This is a genomic window from Streptomyces sp. NPDC087420 (genome assembly GCF_044744165.1).
GTDB lineage: Bacteria > Actinomycetota > Actinomycetes > Streptomycetales > Streptomycetaceae > Streptomyces.
The window spans coordinates 132451-149600 of sequence record NZ_JBIUXU010000017.1; the positions used below are offsets into that span (position 1 = coordinate 132451).

The following is a 17150-nucleotide window of genomic DNA, read 5'->3' on the forward strand; positions in this document are numbered from 1 at the left end:
GTCCCGGAAGCCGGCCCCTCAGAAGATGTCCGGGCACCAAGGGCGCCGTGGCGTGCGGAACAGTACGTCCGTCCGGGCGGCGGCGCCTGTGGTCTCCTCCGTCAGGGTGCCCAGCGCGGCCAGCGTCACCGCCGACTCGTCGCCCAGGTACAGCGCGCCCAACTCCCGTACGTCCAGCACCACGTCCGGCGACTCCGTGGTCGGCGCGCACACCGCGCCCGCCGGGGAGGCGTCCAGGCGGAAGCGGCCGGAGGCCAGGTCCGCGCTGTCCACGATCTCCAGGACCAGCGAGCCGGGCACCGCGTACGTGCGGGCCTCCAGGGCGCGTACGACGTCGAGGATCCGTACCCACAGGTAGTCGGCGTGCGTGACGACGCTCGCCGCGCGGGGGTCCGGCAGGAAACGCGTCACCAGGTCGTCCGGCGCGCGGTGGCCCGTCTTCACCGTGGTCACCCAGTCGATGGAGCAGACGTACTGCCACAGCGCGCGCTCCGCCGCCGGCGTCAGGGCGATCAGGCTCTGCACCGACGCGGTGCACAGCGGCGTCTTGGAGTCCCTCCACATGCCGTCGGCGGAGTACCTGACCAGGCCTTCCGGCTCGCCCGTGGCCGAGCGGTACACGGCGTAGTACGGCTCCGTCCGCGGCAGGACCGAGGCGTCCAGGCCCGTCTCCCTGCGCCACCAGCGCTCGTCGCGGTCGATCGCGCCCGGCTGCGTGACGCGGAACCGGTCGTGGAGTTCGGGGCCGATCTTCCGTACGTCGGCGATGTCGACCAGGTCGATCCTGCCGCCGCCGTCCGGGCCGGACCTGCGGGGGTCGAGTCCCGTACGCGCCACCTCGATCGCCCACTCGGTGATCCACGTGGCCGGACCGAAGCCGAACCGCCCGTAGATCGGGTACTCCGCCGCGATCAGCGTGGCCACCGCGTCGCCGCGCTCCTTCGCCGCCGCCAGGTCCGCGCCCATCATCCGGCCGAGCAGCCCGCGCCTGCGGTGGGTGGGGGAGACGGTCACGTTCGAGATCGCGTCGGCCGTGAGCGTGGCGCCGCCCACGAGCGTCAACTCCTGTGTGAACGACCGGAACGTGGCGACGCAGCGGCCCTCGTCGAAGGCGCCCAGTGTGCGGGTCAGGTCGGAGTTGGCCCGTCGCGACGCCACCACATCGTCCGCCGAGACGGGCGGCCGCAGGAATCCGGTGTTCAGGGCGCGGTGCCAGTCGGGGAACTCGGCTTCGGTGATGGTGCGGACCTCAAGGCTCATGGATCTCACGCTATGTCGTGCACCCGATCGGGTGCACGCGGATTTGATCGAGCACCGGGCATCGGGCACCGAGCACCGAGCATCGAGCGCCGCCGGCGGCCGCCGTCCCCCTCAGAACACCGCCCGCACCGCCCCCACCTCCACGCCCCCGCCCAGCAGCGGCGCCCGCCCGATCCGTTCCCGTACCTCCGCCGTCACCCCCAGCAGCTCCAGCGCCCGCGCCAGCACAGGCCCCAGCGCCCGTATCCCGCCGTCGTCGATCTTGAAGGCCAGCGCGCGGCCGTCCGCCAGCGCCACCGCCTGGACCGCCTCCGCGCCCATCTTGGAGAGCGCGCCCGGCACCCCCCGCATCAGCCAGGTGTCCGAGCGGCGCGTGCCCGCCACGTACTCCGGGTGCGCCCGCATCGCGTCCGCCACCCGCCGCTCCGCCGTGCCCGGGGCGGCGAGCACGAAGTGGCGGAAGGAGCGGGCGAGGCCAGTGAGGCTGATCGCCATCAGCGGGGCGCCGCAGCCGTCCGTACCGGTCGCCGCGACACGTTCGCCCGAGACCTCCTCGACCACCGTGTGGACGAGCCGTTGCAGCGGATGGTCCGGCTCCAGGTAGGTGTCGGTCGGCCAGCCGTTCAGGACGCAGGCGGCCAGCATCGCCGCGTGTTTGCCCGAGCAGTTCATGACCACCCGCTCCCGCGTCCCGCCGGCGGCGAGAAACGTTTCTGCTTCCACCTGGTCCAGCGGCAGGTCCGGCGGCGTCCGCAAATCGCCGACGCCCAGTCCGTGCTCGGCGAGCATCTTCCGTACGAGATCGACGTGGAAACCCTCGCCCGAATGACTCGCGGCGGCCAGCGCCAGCCGCTCGCCCGCCAGGTCGAGCCCCGCCCGCAGCACGGCGGCCGCCTGCATCGGCTTGTTGCTGGAGCGCGGGAAGACCGGGGCGCCGGGGTCGCCGAGCGCGAACTCCACACTGCCGTCCGCCGCGAGCAGCACCAGCGTCCCGCGGTGATGCCCCTCGGTGAATCCGGACCGTACGACCTCGGCGAGGACCGGCGGTGCCTCCTGCGGGGCGCCCGGGGGGACGGCGGGGGTGCCGCCCCCGGATACGCCCGGGGGTACGGCGGGGGTGTGAGACGTCATCGTCGGCCTTCCGTGACGGGGTACGGTACGGAACCCGCCGACGCGGCCTCGTGAGCCTCGGACCGACCGGTCCTACGTCAGCAGGTCATCCACTTGTGCTTCCCCGTCACGGTACCTGCGGGCGATCTCCCCGATACAGTCGTCCGCCGTGCGCTGGAGCTGGTGACGGCGGCGCGAGATCTGCTGCTCGTTGCGGATCAGCCGCCCCATCGCGGCGTGCAGTTCGTCGTCCGTACGGGCCTCCAGGTCCGACAGCTCGACCTCGGCGAGCGTCTCCGCCGCCAGCAGCCGGTACTCCTCGCTGCGCGGGACGGAGAGCGTCACGTGCCGGGCGGAGGAGCGGTGCCGGGAGGGCGCGTCGGCGAGGATCTCGGAGAGCCGGTCCACGACAGGTGTCCCGGGGAGCCGGTCCGCCACGGACGTCCCGGGCACGCGGTCCACGACCGGTGTCACGGGCGCGGTACGGCGGGCCAGCTCGGCCCGCAGGATGTCGATGCGCCCCTGGAGCAGCCGGCGCAGATAGCTGAGGTCGGCCTCGTCGCGCTGCGAGTCGCGGCGCAGCGCGCGCAGTTCGGGCAGGCGCAGCACGGTGAAGTCGTACGGCCGGGGGGCGGGCAGGACGCCCTCGCCGCCGGTCCGCTGGACCGGGGGCCGCCCGCCCGAGTGCCCGCCCGAGTGACCGCCGGCCTGCACCGCGCCCATGACCGGGCCCGTGACAGGACCCCCCATGACCGGACCCGCGTGTCCGCCGCCCAGCGGGCCGCCCGCCTGGCCGCCCACCGCCCTGGCCGCGGGGCTGCTGCCCGTACCGCTGGTGGTGCGGGTCCTCGGTACGGGGCCGGACGGCTGCCCGGCGCCAGATGTACTCGTCACGCGTACTCCCCATCCCTCGACCGGTGCGCGAACGCACCGCCTCCGAGCATGGTGCCACTCATGCACCTGCACGTGCGGGCACTCTGCACCCGTTCGGCCCCCGTTAGATTGGTCCTCATGCGAGCGGTGGTGCAGAGAGTCGACGGCGCGAAGGTCTCCGTGGTGACGGACGCGGGGACGGAAACCGTGGGCGAGATCATCGGTGAAGGCCTGTGTGTGCTGGTCGGAGTCACCCATGAGGACACGGCGGAGAAGGCGGGACAACTCGCCCGCAAGCTCTGGTCGCTGCGGATCCTGGAGGGCGAGAAGTCCTGTTCGGACGTGAACGCCCCGCTCCTGGTGATTTCGCAGTTCACTCTCTACGGGGACGCCCGCAAGGGACGCCGCCCGACGTGGAACGCCGCCGCGCCGGGACCGGTGGCCGAGCCGCTGGTCGACGAGGTGGTGGCGCGGCTGCGTGAGCTGGGGGCGACGGTGGAGACGGGCCGGTTCGGGGCGGACATGCGGGTCTCGCTGACGAATCACGGCCCGTTCACGGTGCAGCTGGAGATGTGAGGCGGGAGAGGTGAGGCGGGGGCCTTACCGCGCAAGCGGCGGCCTCAGACCTCCACCACCGCTTCCTGCGCCGCCGCCGTGTCCCCCGCCATCAGCTCCGCGTCCACCGGCACGTTGCGCTTGATCAGGGCCAGCGCGATCGGCCCCAGCTCGTGGTGGCGCGCCGACGTCGTGATGAAGCCCAGCGGCCGCCCCTCCGCGCCGTCCGCCGCGAGCCTGATCGGGGTGCCGTGCCCCGGCAGCAGGACCTCGCTGCCGTCCAGGTGCAGGAAGACGAGCCGCCGCGGCGGCTTCCCCAGGTTCTGGACGCGCGCCACGGTCTCCTGGCCGCGGTAGCAGCCCTTCTGGAGGTGTACGGCGCTGCCGATCCACCCCAGCTCGTGCGGGATCGTCCGGTGGTCGGTCTCGAAGCCGAGGCGCGGCCGGTGGTTCTCGACGCGCAGGGCCTCGTACGCGAGGATCCCGGCCAGCGGGCCGTGCGCGGCCGCGTAGGCCTCCAGGCCGGCGCGGGGCAGGAACAGGTCCCGGCCGTGCGCCGTCTCCCGTACGGGGGTCCCCTCGGGCACCTCGGCGATCGAACCGGCCGGCAGGTGGACGAGCGCGATGTCGTCGGTACGGTCCGCGACCTCGACCCGGTAGAAGAACTTCATCGACTCCAGGTAAGCGATGAGCGCCTCGCGGGTGCCCGGTTCGACGTGCGTCCAGGTGGTCGTGCCGTCGTCCACGAGGTAGAGGGCGTGCTCGATGTGGCCGTTCGCGGAGAGGACCAGCGCCTCGGTCGCCTCACCCGGGGCCAGCTCGCTGACGTGCTGGGTGAGCAGCAGGTGCAGCCAGGCCAGCCGGTCGTCGCCGGTGATCGCGACGATCCCGCGGTGGGAGAGGTCGACGAGTCCGGTGCCGTCCGCGAGCGCGCGCTGTTCTCGGAACAGGTCGCCGTAGTGGGCGGCGACCTCTTCGTCCGATCCTTCTGCGGCGACGGCTCCGGGCAGGAACAGCAAGGGGCTCTTCATACCGGTAAGCGTACGACTCGCTACGACTCCGTGTCCGGCGCGAGGCGGGCCGAGCAGTCGGCGCAACGCCCGAAGATCGCGAAGTGCTTCATGTCGGTCGTGAAGCCGTGGTCCTCGCGGAGTTTCCTGGTGAAGTCGGCGGCGATCGCGACGTCCGCCTCGATCACGTTCGTACAGTCCCGGCAGACCATGTGGATGTGGTGGTGGCGGTCGGCGAGGTGGTACGTCGGAGCGCCGTGTCCCAGATGGGTGTGGGAGACCAGGCCCAGCTCCTCCAGCAGCTCCAGGGTCCGGTACACGGTGGAGATGTTGACGCCGGAGGCGGTTCTGCGGACCTCGCAGAGGATGTCGTCCGGGGTCGCGTGCTCCAGGGTGTCGACGGCTTCGAGGACAAGCTGGCGCTGGGGCGTCAGCCGGTAGCCGCGCTCGCGCAGGTCGCTCTTCCAGTCGGTGCTCACCACGGGACCAGTGTAGGCGGGCGGACTCTGCTTGTGGCTGGTCCCAGCAGCCCCGTAGCCGGTAACCCGTACCAACGTGAAAAACGCGACGCCTACTTGAAGAAGGCGATGCCGTCGTCCGGCAGGTCGCCGAGATCCTTGGCCCAGGCCGCGACCTGGTCGGGGGTGACGACCTTCTTGAGGTGCGCGGACATGTACGGCCGCAGCGGCACCTCGGGCGTCGCCTTCTCGCCGACCCACATCAGGTCGCTCTTCACATAGCCGTAGAGCCGCTTGCCGCCGCTGTAGGGGCTGGCGGCGGCGGTACGGGCCACCGCGTCGGTCACCAGGTCGATCTGCGGCTTCTGATCGGCCAGCTCGCCGTACCAGATCTCCACGACACCCTGGTCGCGGACCATCACGACCTCGACCTTGCGGTCCTTGTCGATGCGCCAGAACCCGGACTCGGACTCGATGGGCCGGAGCTTGTTGCCCTCGGCGTCGAGCGCCCACGTGTGCGAGACGTACTCGACGAAGTCCCTGCCGTCGTGGCTGAACGTGACTTCCTGGCCGAAATTGGCCTTCTCGTCCCCGGGGAAGTCGAACACGCCGACGCCCTCCCAGCGGCCGAGGAGGAAGGCGAGGGGGACGAGGTCCGGGTTCAGGTCGGACGGAATCTCGATCATGAGCGGCTCAGGCGATCTGTAGAGGGCAGAGGCTGGCGGTGACAGAGGCGGTGAAGGGGCGACGGCTGCTGGGTCCGGAATCCGGACGTCAGCTCTGACCCTGGTACAGCTTCTTCACGACCAGGACGGAGAAGGCGAGCACGCCGACGCAGACCAGGACCAGCAGGGCGGTGAAGACGTCCTCAAGCACGGGGTGCTCCTCGGAGAGCGGTGGGGCGGTACGGACCGGGCCCCAGCCTAATGGGTGGTGGCCCGGTCCTCTCCCCGAGGTGGGGGGCTGCGTACGACGCTCAGCCGAGCAGCTGATTCTGGAGGATCACGGTCTGGTAGAAGGGCGCGGACGGGGCGCCGCCCTTCTCCTGGTGGAAGACCAGCGCGACGGTGTCGCCGGCCGCGATGTACGCCTGCCGGACCTGTACCCGGTTCTCGCCGTACGGCTTCGGCTCCTCGAAGACGTACGCCGTGGTCTCCGGCACGTCCGCGTTACTGGTCCAGCCCTCGTCCAGGTCGTCGATCGGGGACTCGTTCAGCGGCGTGGTGATCCCGTCTCCCGACGAGGACAGCTGCGACTGGTACGCGTCGGCGTACGCGACCGAGAGGAATCGCAGCAGATAGACACGTGAGACCGTGCCGTCCGGCATCGTCCAGCCGCGTGCCGCGATATGCCGTACGCCGTAGTCGCGCAGCGAGAGCCCGAGGTCGGAGCGGTAGTCCTTGTCGTACTCGGACAGATACCGCTCCGTGCTGACCCAGCCCCCGGCCAGCTTCTTGTCCACGACGGCCCCGTAGGGGGCGGGCAGCAGCAGTTCGCGCAGGTCCGCATAGTGGATCTCCGCGCTGTTGCCGGTGGTGAACGGACGCGGGGCCTCGGCGGGCAGCGCCGGGAGCGTGAGCTTCGGGTAGACCCACCGGCCGTCGCTCCGTGTGGCCAGCCCCGGTACGTCGCCGCGCTCCAGACCACTGATACCGAACGCGGTGCCGGCGCCGAGAGCCGCGAACGCGAGCGCGGCCGCTGTCCAGCGGGCCACGGCCCGCAGCACGGGGCGGGCCGGCCGGGGGGTGACGGGCGGCGGGAACACGATCTCTGCCGGCTGCTGGGGCACTGTCTGCTCCGGCCGCGGGGGCGCGATCTGCTCGGTCATACGTACTCCCCCGGGGCGGCGATGTGGTCGAGCTGTTCCTTCAGCAGATCCGCGACGGCGTCCTCCCTGAAGGTGGCGGGGCCGTACGCCGCGACAGTGATGAACAGGTCGCCGTCGTACGCCAGACACCGCATCGCCGAGAGCCTCTCGGCGCTGTCGTCGTCCCCTTCGGGAGCGAGCGTGCACTTGGCGTCCTTCTTGTGGCCCTTGACGACAGGGCCCTTCCCCTCGGCGTCCATGAGCCGGGACTGCTCGCTGAACGACGTCCTGACCACGGCGGGGTCGGTCAGTTGCTGAAGGGAGATCTCGACCACCAGATCGTCCGTATACGGGGTGTACGTACGCAGGGCGATGCCTTTCAGGCCCATCTTCTCGATCGACTTGTCGAAGTTCCTCCGTGCCAGGCCAGTTAGGCCCTCACCCAGGGACTTCGCCATGGCCGTCGCCTTCCGGGCCGAGAAGTGGCTGTCGTTGCCGTACTCCCCGATGTCCGGACCGAGGCGGTAGTCGTCGGGGACGGGCAACAGCTTGCGGCTGAGGTCGTTGTCCGTGCGGCCCGCTCCCGCGTGCTGAACGGGATCGGGGGCCGAGTCGCCTTGGGGCTCCTGCCACACCTCGGTGGCGGCGGTCCTGTCGGCGTTCTGGACGGTGACGCCGATGTAGCCGACGCCGCCGCCGACCGCGCCGAGGACAAGAACGGCGGGCAGTACGAACCCGAGCACGCGTCGCGCGCGACTGCGCGAGGCGACGGGGAGATCGTCGTTCACGGGCCCGTGGCTCACCGGCTCGTCGTTCACGGGCTCATGGCTCACCGGCTCGTCCTGTACGGGCTCGTCATTCACCAGCTCGTCGTTCACAGGCGCTCCAGTTGCCGCTCGGCCAGGTCGCGGATCTCCGTCGCGGCGATCGGCTTGCTGTCGAAGATGTTGATATCGACCACCACGTCGCCCCGTTGGGCGAGGGCGCGGGCGTGATGCGGCAGGAATCCGGGCTCGTGGTCGGCTTCGAACACCCAGTAGTAGCCGGCCACACTGTTCCTGATCGCCTCGCCCATCCCGCCGAGTGATTCGGAGTACGCCGTCTGATCGGCGAACAGATCCTTGGCCCCCATGTTCGGACCGGAACGGAACTGCACGAGGTCGATGTTCGTCATGTGATCCCGGGCTTGGTCCCAGGACGTCGAGGCCACCCTGCGGAAGTCGAGACCGGCCAGATAACCGAACGTGGTGCTCGGCAGATCCGCGACGCTCGTGTAGAAGGCGAGCGGCGACCAGCCGTCCGCGATGTAGTCCTGCGGCGCTTCCCGCACCCCTGGGGGCCTCCTGAGCAACAGCTTGCGCAGGTCCCCGTCCGTCCTGACCCGGCTGTCCTCCGCCTCGTACAGCGGCGTCACCTTCGTCCCCGCCGGCAGCGCCTTGGCGGGATACGCCAGGCCCTGCTGCGAGAGCGGCGGGAGCGCGGTCGGCGCCCGGTCCGCCTGGATCGTGTATCCGGTCGCCGTACCCGCGACCACACCGAGCAGCGCGGCCACGCCGACGATCAGAGTCGTACGGCCACGGCGACGCGGTGGCTTCGGTTCCAAAAGAGAGTCCCCCCACACAACCTCGTTCGCGGGTTCCATCGACCCGCGCACAGAGCTGACCTGCGAAGGGGCGGCCTGGTTGTGCGCCGGAAGATTACAGTTCGGCTCATGGAACCGGTGAGAACGGCACAGACCGCACAGAAGACCCTTGTGATCAAAGTGACAGCGGGGGCGGACGCGCCCGAGCGGTGTTCCCAGGCCTTCACCGTGGCGGCGGTCGCCGTGGCCAGTGGGGTGCGGGTCTCGCTGTGGCTGACGGGCGAGGCCGCCTGGTTCGCCCTGCCCGGCCGGGCGGCGGAGTTCGAACTGCCGCACGCCGCCCCGCTGCCTGACCTGATCGAGTCGATCCAGTCGGCGGGGGAGATCACGCTGTGCACGCAGTGCGCGGCCCGCCGTGACATCACGCAGGCCGACGTGCTGGAGGGGGTACGGATCGCCGGGGCGCAGGTGTTCGTCAGCGAGATCATGGTGGACGGGGTGCAGGCGCTCGTCTACTGACGACTGCTGACGACTGCTGACGGCGGTGCCGGTCAGCGGCGCTTCTTCGCCTTCGTGCCCAGGTCCGTCCAGGAGTCGTCGTGCCCGTCGGGCTTGTTCGGTTCGTCGTTCCTCGGTGGCTCGTCCCACCAGCGGTCGTCACGGCTCCGGCTGTTGCCGACGATCGCCGCGACGGGCGGGATGACCATGGCCACCACACACATTCCGATGGCCGCCGGGATCGACCAGATCCGCACGAACGACCAGGCGGAGACGAAGAGGACCAGGCATCCGCCCATGAGCAGGAAATAGCCGCGACGACGTCGCGTGTACATGCGTCCAGCGTACGACCGGAGGGCGCCGGGCGGGCCGGTCCGGAGGGCGCCGGGCCCCGGACGGCGCGGAGGGCCGCACCCCTTCCAGTGGCGTCCAACCCCCTGGGGCACGGCCCTCCGGCCGGTCAATCCGTTACGCGCGTCGCTCAGACCGCGATCGCGACCTCCGAGAGGCCACCCGTCTGCGCGACGACCGTGCGGTCCGCCGTGCCGCCGGGGACGAGGGCCCGTACGGTCCACGTTCCCTCGGCCGCGTAGAAGCGGAACTGTCCGGTCGCCGAGGTCGGGACCTCAGCGGTGAACTCGCCGGTCGAGTCCAGCAGGCGTACGTAACCGGTGACGGGCTGGCCGTCCTTGGTCACGGAACCCTGGATGGTGGTCTCACCGGGCTTGATCGTCGAGGCGTCGGGGCCGCCGACCTGTGCTCCACACATACGTTCAGTCCTTACAGGTCGGGACGGATTACTTGTTGGCGCCGAGCTCGATCGGCACACCGACGAGGGAGCCGTACTCGGTCCATGAGCCGTCGTAGTTCTTGACGTTCTCGACACCGAGCAGCTCGTGCAGCACGAACCACGTCAGGGCCGAGCGCTCGCCGATACGGCAGTACGCGACGGTGTCCTTGGCGAGGTCGATCTGCTCCTCGGCGTACAGCTCCTTGAGCTCGTCGTCGGAGCGGAACGTACCGTCGTCGTTGGCGTTCTTCGACCACGGGATGTTACGGGCGGTCGGGATGTGGCCCGGGCGCTGCGACTGCTCCTGGGGGAGGTGCGCGGGGGCGAGCAGCTTGCCGCTGAACTCGTCGGGCGAGCGCACGTCGACCAGGTTCTGCGTGCCGATCGCGGCGACGGCGTCGTCACGGAAGGCCCGGATGGCGGTGTTCTGGGCCTTGGCCTTGTACGAGGTCTCGGCGCGCTGCGGCACGGCCTCGACCAGGTCGCGGGAGTCCAGCTCCCACTTCTTGCGGCCACCGTCGAGGAGCTTGACGGAGTCGTGCCCGTACAGCTTGAAGTACCAGTACGCGTAGGACGCGAACCAGTTGTTGTTACCGCCGTACAGGATGACGGTGTCGTCGTTCGCGATGCCCTTGGCCGAGAGGAGCTTCTCGAAGCCCTCCTGGTCGACGAAGTCACGGCGGACCGGGTCCTGGAGGTCGGACTTCCAGTCGATCCTGACGGCGTTCTTGATGTGGTTCTTGTCGTAGGCCGAGGTGTCCTCGTCGACCTCGACGATGACAACCTTCGGGTCGTCGATGTGGGCCTCGACCCAGTCGGCGTCTACCAGGACGTCACTGCGGCTCATGCTGTTCTCCTCCGGGGCAGTTACGGCGAGATGGTGCGGGTGGTGCGAGTGGTACGGGGAGCGGCTTCCGGGCACGGGGCCGTGGAGGCCGGCGTACGAGGGCGGTGGCGGGCGCCAGGAGAGCGCACCAGAGCCGGGGAAAGCGGGAGAAACCTGAGAGAACAGGCCCGCTCAGAAAGTGCGACAGAGCATGGCGGAAACGCGGCACAGGTCCACTGCCCGCCGCTTCGTGAGGTCCGCCTGTCGCTTCATGGTTCCGATCGTAGGTACGTCAAGCCGGACATGTCACCGCCGTGTCAAATGGCGAGACGCGATCGTCCGGCATGCGAGACAAAATCGGATGACCCCAGGAATCCCGGGAAAAACGCGGGTGCTCAGTCCTCCGAGGTGGTCACATAGGCGGTGAAGGCGGTCCACGCGGCGGGAGACAGGGTGAGACCACCGACGCCGACGTCCTTGGAGTCACGGACGTGAACGGTATCGGGGCGGGTAGCGATCTCGACGCAGTTGCCGCCACCGGTTCCGCTGTAGCTGCTCTTGAACCAGTCCGATTCGACCGATGTCACAGCGCCTCTTCGCGCGAGCCGCTCACGTAGCCGGTGAACGCAGTCCACGCGGTGGGCGACAGGGTGAGACCACCGACGCCGACGTCCTTGGAGTCACGGACGTGGACGGCGTCGGGGCGGGCGGCAACCTCGACGCAGTTGTCGCCACTAGTTCCGCTGTAGCTGCTCTTGAACCAGTCGAGTTCAGCAGTACTCATAGCGCTCCTCGGAGTTGCCGCAGCAGGTTGATGGACGCGTCGGGGCTGAGAGCCTGTCCACGCATCTTCCCATAGCGCTGGAGCATCACACTGACCCGTTTTGCCTCCGTAATGAGGACGCTGCTCTCGTGGCTCTCGGCGTAGCCGATCCACCTGTTGTCCGGCGTTTCCGCCAAGTACAGCGAACCGTCGAGCCCCGCATGATCCCGCTGCCGCAGCGGCATGACCTGTAGCTCCACGTTGCGCAGACCCGCGCACTCCAACAGGTGGTCGATGAGACACCCGGTGACCTCGGCTCCGCCGGTATGCCGCTCGATCACCGCCTGCTCGACGACAAAGCTGAACGCCGTGTTCGCCTTTTCGGTCAGCATCCGCTGCCTCTCCAGGCGTGCGGCGGCCTGCGTGTCCACCTGCTCATCGGTCCACGGCGGTAACCGGCTCCCGAATACCGCCCTGGCGTACGGCTCCGGTTGCAGCAGACCCGGAATCACCCGGCACTCGTACGCGTACAGCGACACCGCCTCTTCCTCGATCCCCGCCCACTGCCGGAACCACGTCGCCAGCCCCGCCTTGCGCGTCAGGCTGCGCCCCGCCGCCTCCAGGACCCGGCCCGCCACCGGGCCCAGGACGTCGCCGGCCCGGTCGACCAGACCCCTCGGCGGGTAGCGCTTGCCCTGCTCGATCTTGGCGATGTACGGCGCCGAGTACCGCACCAGCGGTCCGAACTCCTCCTGCGTCAGGCCCGCTTCCGCGCGCAGCGCCTTCAGCACCGCGCCGAAGGTCCTGAGGCTGTCGGACGGTTCGGCCTCGCCCCTCGTCCCGCCACCGTCACCGCTGATGTCCACCATGCCGACCGCCTCCCACTCTCCCTGTCACCGACGCGCGCGCGAAACCTGAATCATCATCATTACGCAGAGTCACCCACCCAGTCCACCGAGTGAGCCGATACAAGCGGATCTGTACTGGTGGCGTACCTGGGGGCGCGGCGGCCTCATCAGCACGCTGGGGCGCATGACAGCACCGCATCCCCAAGCGTCCCTGTCCGTGGACACGTTCACGCAGCGGTTCTCCGCCACCCGGCGAGGAGCGCGCCTCGCGCGGATTCTCGCCGGGCATCAACTGGACGTCTGGGGCGTCCCATACGGCTCGGAGACCTTCGACACCATCACCCTGGTCGTCGCCGAACTGGCCGCCAACGCCGTCCGGCACGGGCGCGTCCCCGGGCGGGACTTCGCGCTGCGGCTCACGTACGACGGCGGCGAGGGCCTCGTACGGGTCGAGGTGTCCGACACCCATGACGCGCTGCCCCGGCTCTCCGTGTGGGACCCGGACGCGGACGGGGGTCGGGGGCTCCGGGTGGTCGACGCCCTTGCCGTGCGCTGGGGGACCAGTGGCCGTACCGGTCCGGGGAAGACCGTCTGGGCGGTCTGCGCGCTGGCGGACAGGGCCGGTGCCGGGCTCGCCTGACCGTTCGCCTCGTCAGCCGACGGCCGTCAACTCCCGCCCGGCGCCCGGCGGGCAGTCGCGACAGCGGCCTGGTTCAGCCGCGCGGAAGGGGCGTTCGCACGGGCCGTCGCAGGTCTGCCACGGCAGGGCGACGGCCTCCGGAGCACCCGGTGGTTCGGCCGACGAGGGCAGCTCCGTGGGGACTTCCGTGAGCCGGAAGCCCAGGATGCGGGCCGGGCGGGCCCGCAACCGATCGGGAAGGTTCACCGTCAGCGCCTCGGTGATCTGTTGCGCGTCCAGGCCCCGGCCGAGCCATTGGCCGACCGCCGGGGCGAGTTGGGAAACCTCACGTCGGGACAGGACCAATCGGCGGTCGCTGATGCGCAGCGAGGCGAGGATCAGTTCGGCCTGCGGATCAGGCTCAGCCTGCGAAGCGGCCTGCCAATCGGCCTGCGGATCAGTTTCCGGGAGCGGTGCGCCCGTCGTCGGCGGGGACGGCGGGGATGGTGGGAGCGGTGCGGCCGAAGCGGTGGGGCCGGCAGGAGGTATGGCGTTCGGGGCGGGGTCGGCAGCGACCGGCGGGCCGCCCGAGGGGGGCACGGGCGGCGGTGACGGAGCCCGGCCGGAGGCGGGACGGGAAGCGCGCGGTCGTCCCTGCCCCGGTACGTCATACGCGAACGTACGCGTGTGAACCCGGCCTCCAGGGCCACGTTCGCGGCGCCGCTCCAGATATCCGGCGGTCTCCAGTTCGCGCAGAGCGCGGGAGATGAGGATCTCGCCCTCGGTGAAGTGCTTGCACAGCGCGGCGATGGACACGGGAGCGCCGTCGGGCATCGAGAGGATGTACGCCGCGACGCCCACGGTGACCGCGCTCCCGGGGCGCTGCGCAAGGGCGTTGGCGATCACCGTGAAGTTGGCGGTGAGCCGGGTGCGCACATGCAGCACGCCGGTCGTCGGTGGTGTCGTACCGGTGGACGCGCGCCAAGGCGCGTTAGAATCCTGGGTATCCATCGGGAAGGGTTTGCTTCCTGATCGGTGAGGCTCCTGGCCAGGAGGGCTAATCCCGGCCGGGAGCCGTCTGTTTGTTTGGGGGCTGTCGGCGTGAACGTAACCGCCTGTGACCTCCGGCCGCAAGCGCGTCACCCGTCCGAGTGACGGCGGCACCTCGCCCGACCTGGGGAGGGGAGGGTGGGCGGGTCAGTTCTCTCTCACCGAGTCCTTACAGGGAGTACGCGCCCCTCCGGGACCCCGTCCACAAGGTCCCGGTGCCGCCCCGCGCGACCTGCCGCGTTTTCTCCGCCGGGCGGGCCGGTGGTCCGGCCGGTGGTCCGGCCGGTGGCCAACGGGTCGCTCAGCCGGTGAGGGCGACGTTGGTGCCCGTGCCGGAGAAGCGGAGGCCTTCCTCCGTGGCGCTGACCTTGTCGAGCGTGATGCTCGACGGGAGGCCGTCGATCTTGAGGTCGTACGAGTCGACCAGGCCCTTGATCTGGTCGTCCAGACCGGGGATCGGCAGATCGCCGACCTCGACGGCCTCGAACGTGGCGGTGTTGCCGCCCTTGAGCGCCGCCGTGCAGTAGACGGTGATGTCCTGCCCCTTGAGCGCGCCGGCCACGACGTCGGGGACGGGGATGTCCGCGCCCTCCAGGATGTCCGTCGCCGGGCCCGAGACCTTGACCTGGCCCTTGGCGGCGCGTTCGGCGCCCGCGTAGCCGATGGTCGCGCCCTTGGGCGCGGTCCTGGCGAGGTCGGCGTACGAGACGCGGGCCGAGCCGTCGGCCTGGCCGACGGTGGCGGAGGAGAAGCTGCTGTCGAACTCGACATCGCGCAGTTCCGCGCGGACGTCGGTCACCTTGACGGTCTGGCCGTCGGCGGTGGCGTCGAGGCTGCCGAGGCTGATGTCCACCTCGTCCAGCGAGGAGCCCACGACCTGGGTCAGGAAGGGGAAGCCCTTGATGGAGACCGTGGGGGTGGAGCTGAGCCCCTGGCTCGTCCTGATCTTGTCGGCGACCTGCCCCTGGGCGAAGTACACGGCGGCACGGTCCGCGGCGACGAACAGCCCTCCGAAGATCACGACGAGTATCAGCAGTATTCGCAGTGCGCGCATTGCTCGGTGTCCCCCACCCTGATGGTTCTCTGTTCGATTCCGGTCCCCCTGACGACCGTGAGCGTAACCCCGGCCGGAGGCGCTCTCGCCGGAGGGATCGACGCGGGGCGGGAGCGGACGGTTCCCGGCGGGTCCGCCGGTACGCGGGAGTTGGCCCGGCTGTACACAGCGGGCGCACAGAGGAGACACAGGTTGGGGGCCCGGAGGCCGGGGGGCGGCCCGGAGGCCGGGGGGAGCGGCGCCCGGAGGCCGGGCGGCGCTTTCCCCCGGCCGCTCAGGACAGCGCGCGGCCCAGCAGGTACACCGCCGGTGCGGCGGCGGTGAGGGGCAGCGCCACTCCGGCCGTCATGTGTACGAAGCGCGAGGGGTAGTCGTAACTCGCCGCGCGCAGACCGATCAGCGCGCACACCCCCGCCCCGAGGCCGAGCAGCGCGCCCTTCGCCCCGAGGTCCGTCAGCCCGCCCGCCACGACGCCGGCGCCGGTCGCCGCCAGCAGGGCCACCACGAGGGAGACCACCCCGGGCAGCGGCAGCGCCCGCGCGACCGTCGCCACGGCGACCGCGATCGCGCCCACGACAACGGCGTCCGGGACGGCCGCGAGATGTCCGGTGGCGAGGATGGCGAGCGCGGCGGACGCGACGGTGGCCATCAGGCCCTGCATCCGCTCGTCGGCGCCCGCGTGGCTGCGCAGTTGCAGGACGAGCGTGAGCAGCACCCAGACGCCGAGCGTGCCGAGGATCGCGGCGGGGCCGTTCTCCTTGCCGACGGTCAGCAGGACGACGTCGGAGACCAGCCCGCCGAGGAACGCGAGCGCGATGCCCTGCCGGGCCGGCCACATGCCATTGAGACGGAACCACCCGGCCGCGGTGACGGCCTGGAGCAGGACGAGCGGGACGAGCAGCGCGTACGGGCCGAGGGCGGCGCCACCGGCCAGGAGCAGCGCGAGCAGCGCGGTGAGCCCTGCGGGCTGCATGCCGGGCGGAATGATGGGCGACCGCCCCTCGGCGCGGGCGCGCTGGGCGTCGGTGATGCGGGCGTTGCCCATGGTGGTGGGCGGGCTGTACCCGTCGGCGACGGACGGGGACGCGGATGCGGCCTGGGGGCCGCCCTGCCCGAACGCGTCGAAGGCACCGGCCTGCGCGGGCGCGGCGGGCGCGGCGGGGTACCCGGCGCCACCGGTGGGGCCCCCGGCCCCGGGGTAGCCGGCGGACCCGGGCTGCCCAGCGTGCCCAGCAGGCCCGGAGTGGGCTGCGGGCCCCGTGTAACCGTTGGCCCCCGCGTGCCCCACAGATCCGGCGTGCGCCGCAGGCGCCCCGTATCCGTCCGACCCCGCGCCCTGCGCGGATGGCGCGGGAGACGCGGGCGGTGGTGCCTGTTGGCGCCTCCTGCGGCCCCGGCCTTCGAACGACGGCGGTGTCGGGTCCGGGGTCTCCGGGGGCAAGGGGTACGCGCCCTGCGGCGGCAGGTACGCCGTGTCCGCGGCGGGCTGCTGGGGCTGGACGTGCGGCTGGTACTGGGTGTCCCAGGTCTGGCCCTGCCAGGTCTGCGGCGAGGGGTCCGCCGACGCGGGACCCGCCTGCTGCGGTTCGGCCCAGCCCTCGCCCTGTCCCTGGCCGAGCCCCTCGCCCTGTCCCTGCGGGGGCGGCGCCTGGTCGTCGTACCCGGGCCGGTAGGGCTCCTGCGGGTACGGCCGGCCGTACTGGTCGTACCCCGGCCCGTACGGGTTCTGCTGATCGTCGCTCATGCTGTGCGGTTCACCCTCCTGCGAACGGCGGGAGCACCTCGACCGTGCCGCCCTCGGCAAGCCGTACGGTCTCATGCCCGCGGGTGCCCACGGGGGCGCCGTCCACCAGGAACGAGCACCGCCGGAGCACCAGGACCAGCTCGCCCGGGTGGTTCAGCCGGACGGCCTGGAGCGCTTCCGCCAGGTTGTCGGCGGTGTACGGCTCCTCCGCGACCCCCGCGGCGGCCTTCGCCGCCGCCCAGTAGCGAATCGTGCCCGCTGCCATGACGGCTCTCCCTTCGTCGGCCTCCCATGATGGACGAC

23 protein-coding genes are annotated in these 17150 nt (G+C 71.0%); 4 read left to right on the plus strand and 19 right to left on the minus strand.

Annotated features, from left to right (window positions below; translation table 11 throughout):
- Positions 1-18 precede the first annotated feature (18 nt).
- From ACIO1C_RS31605 to ACIO1C_RS31615, 3 genes are all read right to left on the minus strand, one after another.
- Positions 19-1260, minus strand: a complete 1242-nt coding sequence (locus ACIO1C_RS31605; protein WP_401869987.1) for a GNAT family N-acetyltransferase — start codon at positions 1258-1260, stop codon at positions 19-21.
- Positions 1261-1371: 111 nt separating this feature from the next.
- Positions 1372-2391: an asparaginase gene (locus ACIO1C_RS31610; RefSeq protein ID WP_401869990.1), complete on the minus strand. Its 1020-nt coding sequence runs from the start codon at positions 2389-2391 to the stop codon at positions 1372-1374.
- A 72-nt stretch (positions 2392-2463) separates the two neighbouring features.
- Positions 2464-3120 carry a hypothetical protein gene (locus ACIO1C_RS31615; protein WP_401870106.1) on the minus strand — a complete coding sequence of 219 codons (657 nt, stop codon included), beginning with the start codon at positions 3118-3120 and terminating at the stop codon, positions 2464-2466.
- 261 nt (positions 3121-3381) lie between these two features.
- Here ACIO1C_RS31615 and dtd point away from each other — a divergent pair, with 261 nt between their 5' ends.
- Complete coding sequence (dtd, locus tag ACIO1C_RS31620) at positions 3382-3819, plus strand: D-aminoacyl-tRNA deacylase (protein ID WP_356429258.1); 438 nt, start codon at positions 3382-3384, stop codon at positions 3817-3819.
- A 44-nt stretch (positions 3820-3863) separates the two neighbouring features.
- On the opposite strand, the gene ACIO1C_RS31625 is transcribed toward dtd, so the two are convergent.
- The 4 genes from ACIO1C_RS31625 to ACIO1C_RS31640 all read right to left on the minus strand — a co-directional run bounded on the left by ACIO1C_RS31625 (position 3864) and on the right by ACIO1C_RS31640 (position 7094).
- Complete coding sequence (locus ACIO1C_RS31625) at positions 3864-4829, minus strand: YgfZ/GcvT domain-containing protein (protein ID WP_401869991.1); 966 nt, start codon at positions 4827-4829, stop codon at positions 3864-3866.
- 20 nt (positions 4830-4849) lie between these two features.
- Entirely contained in the window at positions 4850-5290 is a 441-nt protein-coding gene (locus ACIO1C_RS31630; protein WP_401869993.1) for a Fur family transcriptional regulator, read from the minus strand.
- Between the two features lie 89 nt (positions 5291-5379).
- Positions 5380-5952 carry an FABP family protein gene (locus ACIO1C_RS31635; protein WP_161306923.1) on the minus strand — a complete coding sequence of 191 codons (573 nt, stop codon included), beginning with the start codon at positions 5950-5952 and terminating at the stop codon, positions 5380-5382.
- A gap of 290 nt (positions 5953-6242) precedes the next feature.
- Positions 6243-7094 carry a hypothetical protein gene (locus ACIO1C_RS31640; protein WP_401869996.1) on the minus strand — a complete coding sequence of 284 codons (852 nt, stop codon included), beginning with the start codon at positions 7092-7094 and terminating at the stop codon, positions 6243-6245.
- Between the two features lie 735 nt (positions 7095-7829).
- On the opposite strand from ACIO1C_RS31640, the gene ACIO1C_RS31645 reads away from it, so the two are divergent.
- Positions 7830-8024, plus strand: coding sequence for a pentapeptide repeat-containing protein (locus ACIO1C_RS31645; protein WP_401870108.1), 195 nt, complete (start codon positions 7830-7832; stop codon positions 8022-8024).
- On the opposite strand, the gene ACIO1C_RS31650 is transcribed toward ACIO1C_RS31645, so the two are convergent.
- On the minus strand, positions 7948-8676 hold the full coding sequence (locus tag ACIO1C_RS31650) for a hypothetical protein (protein ID WP_401869999.1): 729 nt from the start codon (positions 8674-8676) through the stop codon (positions 7948-7950). The two genes, ACIO1C_RS31645 and ACIO1C_RS31650, sit on opposite strands and share 77 nt — an antisense overlap.
- Positions 8677-8784: 108 nt before the next feature.
- Between ACIO1C_RS31650 and ACIO1C_RS31655 the strand changes: the two genes are divergently transcribed.
- Positions 8785-9174 (plus strand): DsrE family protein, encoded by a 390-nt coding sequence (locus ACIO1C_RS31655; RefSeq protein WP_401870001.1) that lies wholly within the window; start codon positions 8785-8787, stop codon positions 9172-9174.
- Between the two features lie 32 nt (positions 9175-9206).
- Here ACIO1C_RS31655 and ACIO1C_RS31660 read toward each other — a convergent pair whose 3' ends face one another.
- The 7 genes from ACIO1C_RS31660 to ACIO1C_RS31690 all read right to left on the minus strand — a co-directional run bounded on the left by ACIO1C_RS31660 (position 9207) and on the right by ACIO1C_RS31690 (position 12401).
- Positions 9207-9488 carry a DUF3099 domain-containing protein gene (locus ACIO1C_RS31660; RefSeq protein ID WP_401870004.1) on the minus strand — a complete coding sequence of 94 codons (282 nt, stop codon included), beginning with the start codon at positions 9486-9488 and terminating at the stop codon, positions 9207-9209.
- Positions 9489-9634: 146 nt separating this feature from the next.
- Complete coding sequence (locus ACIO1C_RS31665; protein ID WP_401870007.1) at positions 9635-9922, minus strand: DUF1416 domain-containing protein; 288 nt, start codon at positions 9920-9922, stop codon at positions 9635-9637.
- A gap of 28 nt (positions 9923-9950) precedes the next feature.
- Entirely contained in the window at positions 9951-10790 is an 840-nt protein-coding gene (locus ACIO1C_RS31670; RefSeq protein WP_401870010.1) for a sulfurtransferase, read from the minus strand.
- 171 nt (positions 10791-10961) lie between these two features.
- Entirely contained in the window at positions 10962-11042 is an 81-nt protein-coding gene (locus ACIO1C_RS31675) for a putative leader peptide (RefSeq protein ID WP_373464534.1), read from the minus strand.
- A 122-nt stretch (positions 11043-11164) separates the two neighbouring features.
- A complete protein-coding gene (locus tag ACIO1C_RS31680; RefSeq protein ID WP_401870012.1) occupies positions 11165-11356 on the minus strand; it encodes a DUF397 domain-containing protein in 192 nt (63 codons plus the stop codon).
- Positions 11353-11553 (minus strand): DUF397 domain-containing protein, encoded by a 201-nt coding sequence (locus ACIO1C_RS31685; RefSeq protein ID WP_401870015.1) that lies wholly within the window; start codon positions 11551-11553, stop codon positions 11353-11355. Before ACIO1C_RS31685 ends, ACIO1C_RS31680 begins: the two co-directional genes overlap by 4 nt.
- On the minus strand, positions 11550-12401 hold the full coding sequence (locus tag ACIO1C_RS31690; protein ID WP_401870018.1) for a helix-turn-helix domain-containing protein: 852 nt from the start codon (positions 12399-12401) through the stop codon (positions 11550-11552). The genes ACIO1C_RS31685 and ACIO1C_RS31690 overlap by 4 nt, the downstream gene beginning before the upstream one ends.
- Before the next feature lie 163 nt (positions 12402-12564).
- On the opposite strand from ACIO1C_RS31690, the gene ACIO1C_RS31695 reads away from it, so the two are divergent.
- Positions 12565-13020: an ATP-binding protein gene (locus tag ACIO1C_RS31695; protein ID WP_401870020.1), complete on the plus strand. Its 456-nt coding sequence runs from the start codon at positions 12565-12567 to the stop codon at positions 13018-13020.
- A gap of 12 nt (positions 13021-13032) precedes the next feature.
- On the opposite strand, the gene ACIO1C_RS31700 is transcribed toward ACIO1C_RS31695, so the two are convergent.
- From ACIO1C_RS31700 to ACIO1C_RS31715, 4 genes are all read right to left on the minus strand, one after another.
- Positions 13033-14010: a hypothetical protein gene (locus ACIO1C_RS31700; RefSeq protein WP_401870023.1), complete on the minus strand. Its 978-nt coding sequence runs from the start codon at positions 14008-14010 to the stop codon at positions 13033-13035.
- Between the two features lie 340 nt (positions 14011-14350).
- The gene (locus ACIO1C_RS31705; protein WP_401870026.1) at positions 14351-15103 is read right to left on the minus strand and encodes a DUF2993 domain-containing protein; all 753 of its coding nucleotides are present in this window, start codon (positions 15101-15103) and stop codon (positions 14351-14353) included.
- Positions 15104-15377: 274 nt separating this feature from the next.
- Positions 15378-16847, minus strand: a complete 1470-nt coding sequence (locus tag ACIO1C_RS31710; RefSeq protein WP_401870028.1) for a hypothetical protein — start codon at positions 16845-16847, stop codon at positions 15378-15380.
- Between the two features lie 10 nt (positions 16848-16857).
- Positions 16858-17112, minus strand: a complete 255-nt coding sequence (locus tag ACIO1C_RS31715; RefSeq protein ID WP_401870033.1) for a MoaD/ThiS family protein — start codon at positions 17110-17112, stop codon at positions 16858-16860.
- Positions 17113-17150: the final 38 nt, after the last annotated feature.

What these genes read in the sequence shown, in the direction of transcription:
- ACIO1C_RS31615 (WP_401870106.1), bottom strand. Translation starts at nt 3,120, where the DNA reads ATGGGGGGTCCTGTCACGGGCCCGGTCATGGGCGCGGTGCAGGCCGGC.
- ACIO1C_RS31690 (WP_401870018.1), bottom strand. Translation starts at nt 12,401, where the DNA reads ATGGTGGACATCAGCGGTGACGGTGGCGGGACGAGGGGCGAGGCCGAA.
- ACIO1C_RS31635 (WP_161306923.1), bottom strand. Translation starts at nt 5,952, where the DNA reads ATGATCGAGATTCCGTCCGACCTGAACCCGGACCTCGTCCCCCTCGCC.
- ACIO1C_RS31685 (WP_401870015.1), bottom strand. Translation starts at nt 11,553, where the DNA reads ATGAGTACTGCTGAACTCGACTGGTTCAAGAGCAGCTACAGCGGAACT.
- ACIO1C_RS31640 (WP_401869996.1), bottom strand. Translation starts at nt 7,094, where the DNA reads ATGACCGAGCAGATCGCGCCCCCGCGGCCGGAGCAGACAGTGCCCCAG.
- ACIO1C_RS31605 (WP_401869987.1), bottom strand. Translation starts at nt 1,260, where the DNA reads ATGAGCCTTGAGGTCCGCACCATCACCGAAGCCGAGTTCCCCGACTGG.
- ACIO1C_RS31705 (WP_401870026.1), bottom strand. Translation starts at nt 15,103, where the DNA reads ATGCGCGCACTGCGAATACTGCTGATACTCGTCGTGATCTTCGGAGGG.
- ACIO1C_RS31625 (WP_401869991.1), bottom strand. Translation starts at nt 4,829, where the DNA reads ATGAAGAGCCCCTTGCTGTTCCTGCCCGGAGCCGTCGCCGCAGAAGGA.
- ACIO1C_RS31675 (WP_373464534.1), bottom strand. Translation starts at nt 11,042, where the DNA reads ATGAAGCGACAGGCGGACCTCACGAAGCGGCGGGCAGTGGACCTGTGC.
- ACIO1C_RS31665 (WP_401870007.1), bottom strand. Translation starts at nt 9,922, where the DNA reads ATGTGTGGAGCACAGGTCGGCGGCCCCGACGCCTCGACGATCAAGCCC.
- ACIO1C_RS31695 (WP_401870020.1), top strand. Translation starts at nt 12,565, where the DNA reads ATGACAGCACCGCATCCCCAAGCGTCCCTGTCCGTGGACACGTTCACG.
- ACIO1C_RS31670 (WP_401870010.1), bottom strand. Translation starts at nt 10,790, where the DNA reads ATGAGCCGCAGTGACGTCCTGGTAGACGCCGACTGGGTCGAGGCCCAC.
- ACIO1C_RS31660 (WP_401870004.1), bottom strand. Translation starts at nt 9,488, where the DNA reads ATGTACACGCGACGTCGTCGCGGCTATTTCCTGCTCATGGGCGGATGC.
- ACIO1C_RS31610 (WP_401869990.1), bottom strand. Translation starts at nt 2,391, where the DNA reads ATGACGTCTCACACCCCCGCCGTACCCCCGGGCGTATCCGGGGGCGGC.
- ACIO1C_RS31715 (WP_401870033.1), bottom strand. Translation starts at nt 17,112, where the DNA reads ATGGCAGCGGGCACGATTCGCTACTGGGCGGCGGCGAAGGCCGCCGCG.
- dtd (WP_356429258.1), top strand. Translation starts at nt 3,382, where the DNA reads ATGCGAGCGGTGGTGCAGAGAGTCGACGGCGCGAAGGTCTCCGTGGTG.
- ACIO1C_RS31710 (WP_401870028.1), bottom strand. Translation starts at nt 16,847, where the DNA reads ATGAGCGACGATCAGCAGAACCCGTACGGGCCGGGGTACGACCAGTAC.
- ACIO1C_RS31655 (WP_401870001.1), top strand. Translation starts at nt 8,785, where the DNA reads ATGGAACCGGTGAGAACGGCACAGACCGCACAGAAGACCCTTGTGATC.
- ACIO1C_RS31700 (WP_401870023.1), bottom strand. Translation starts at nt 14,010, where the DNA reads ATGGATACCCAGGATTCTAACGCGCCTTGGCGCGCGTCCACCGGTACG.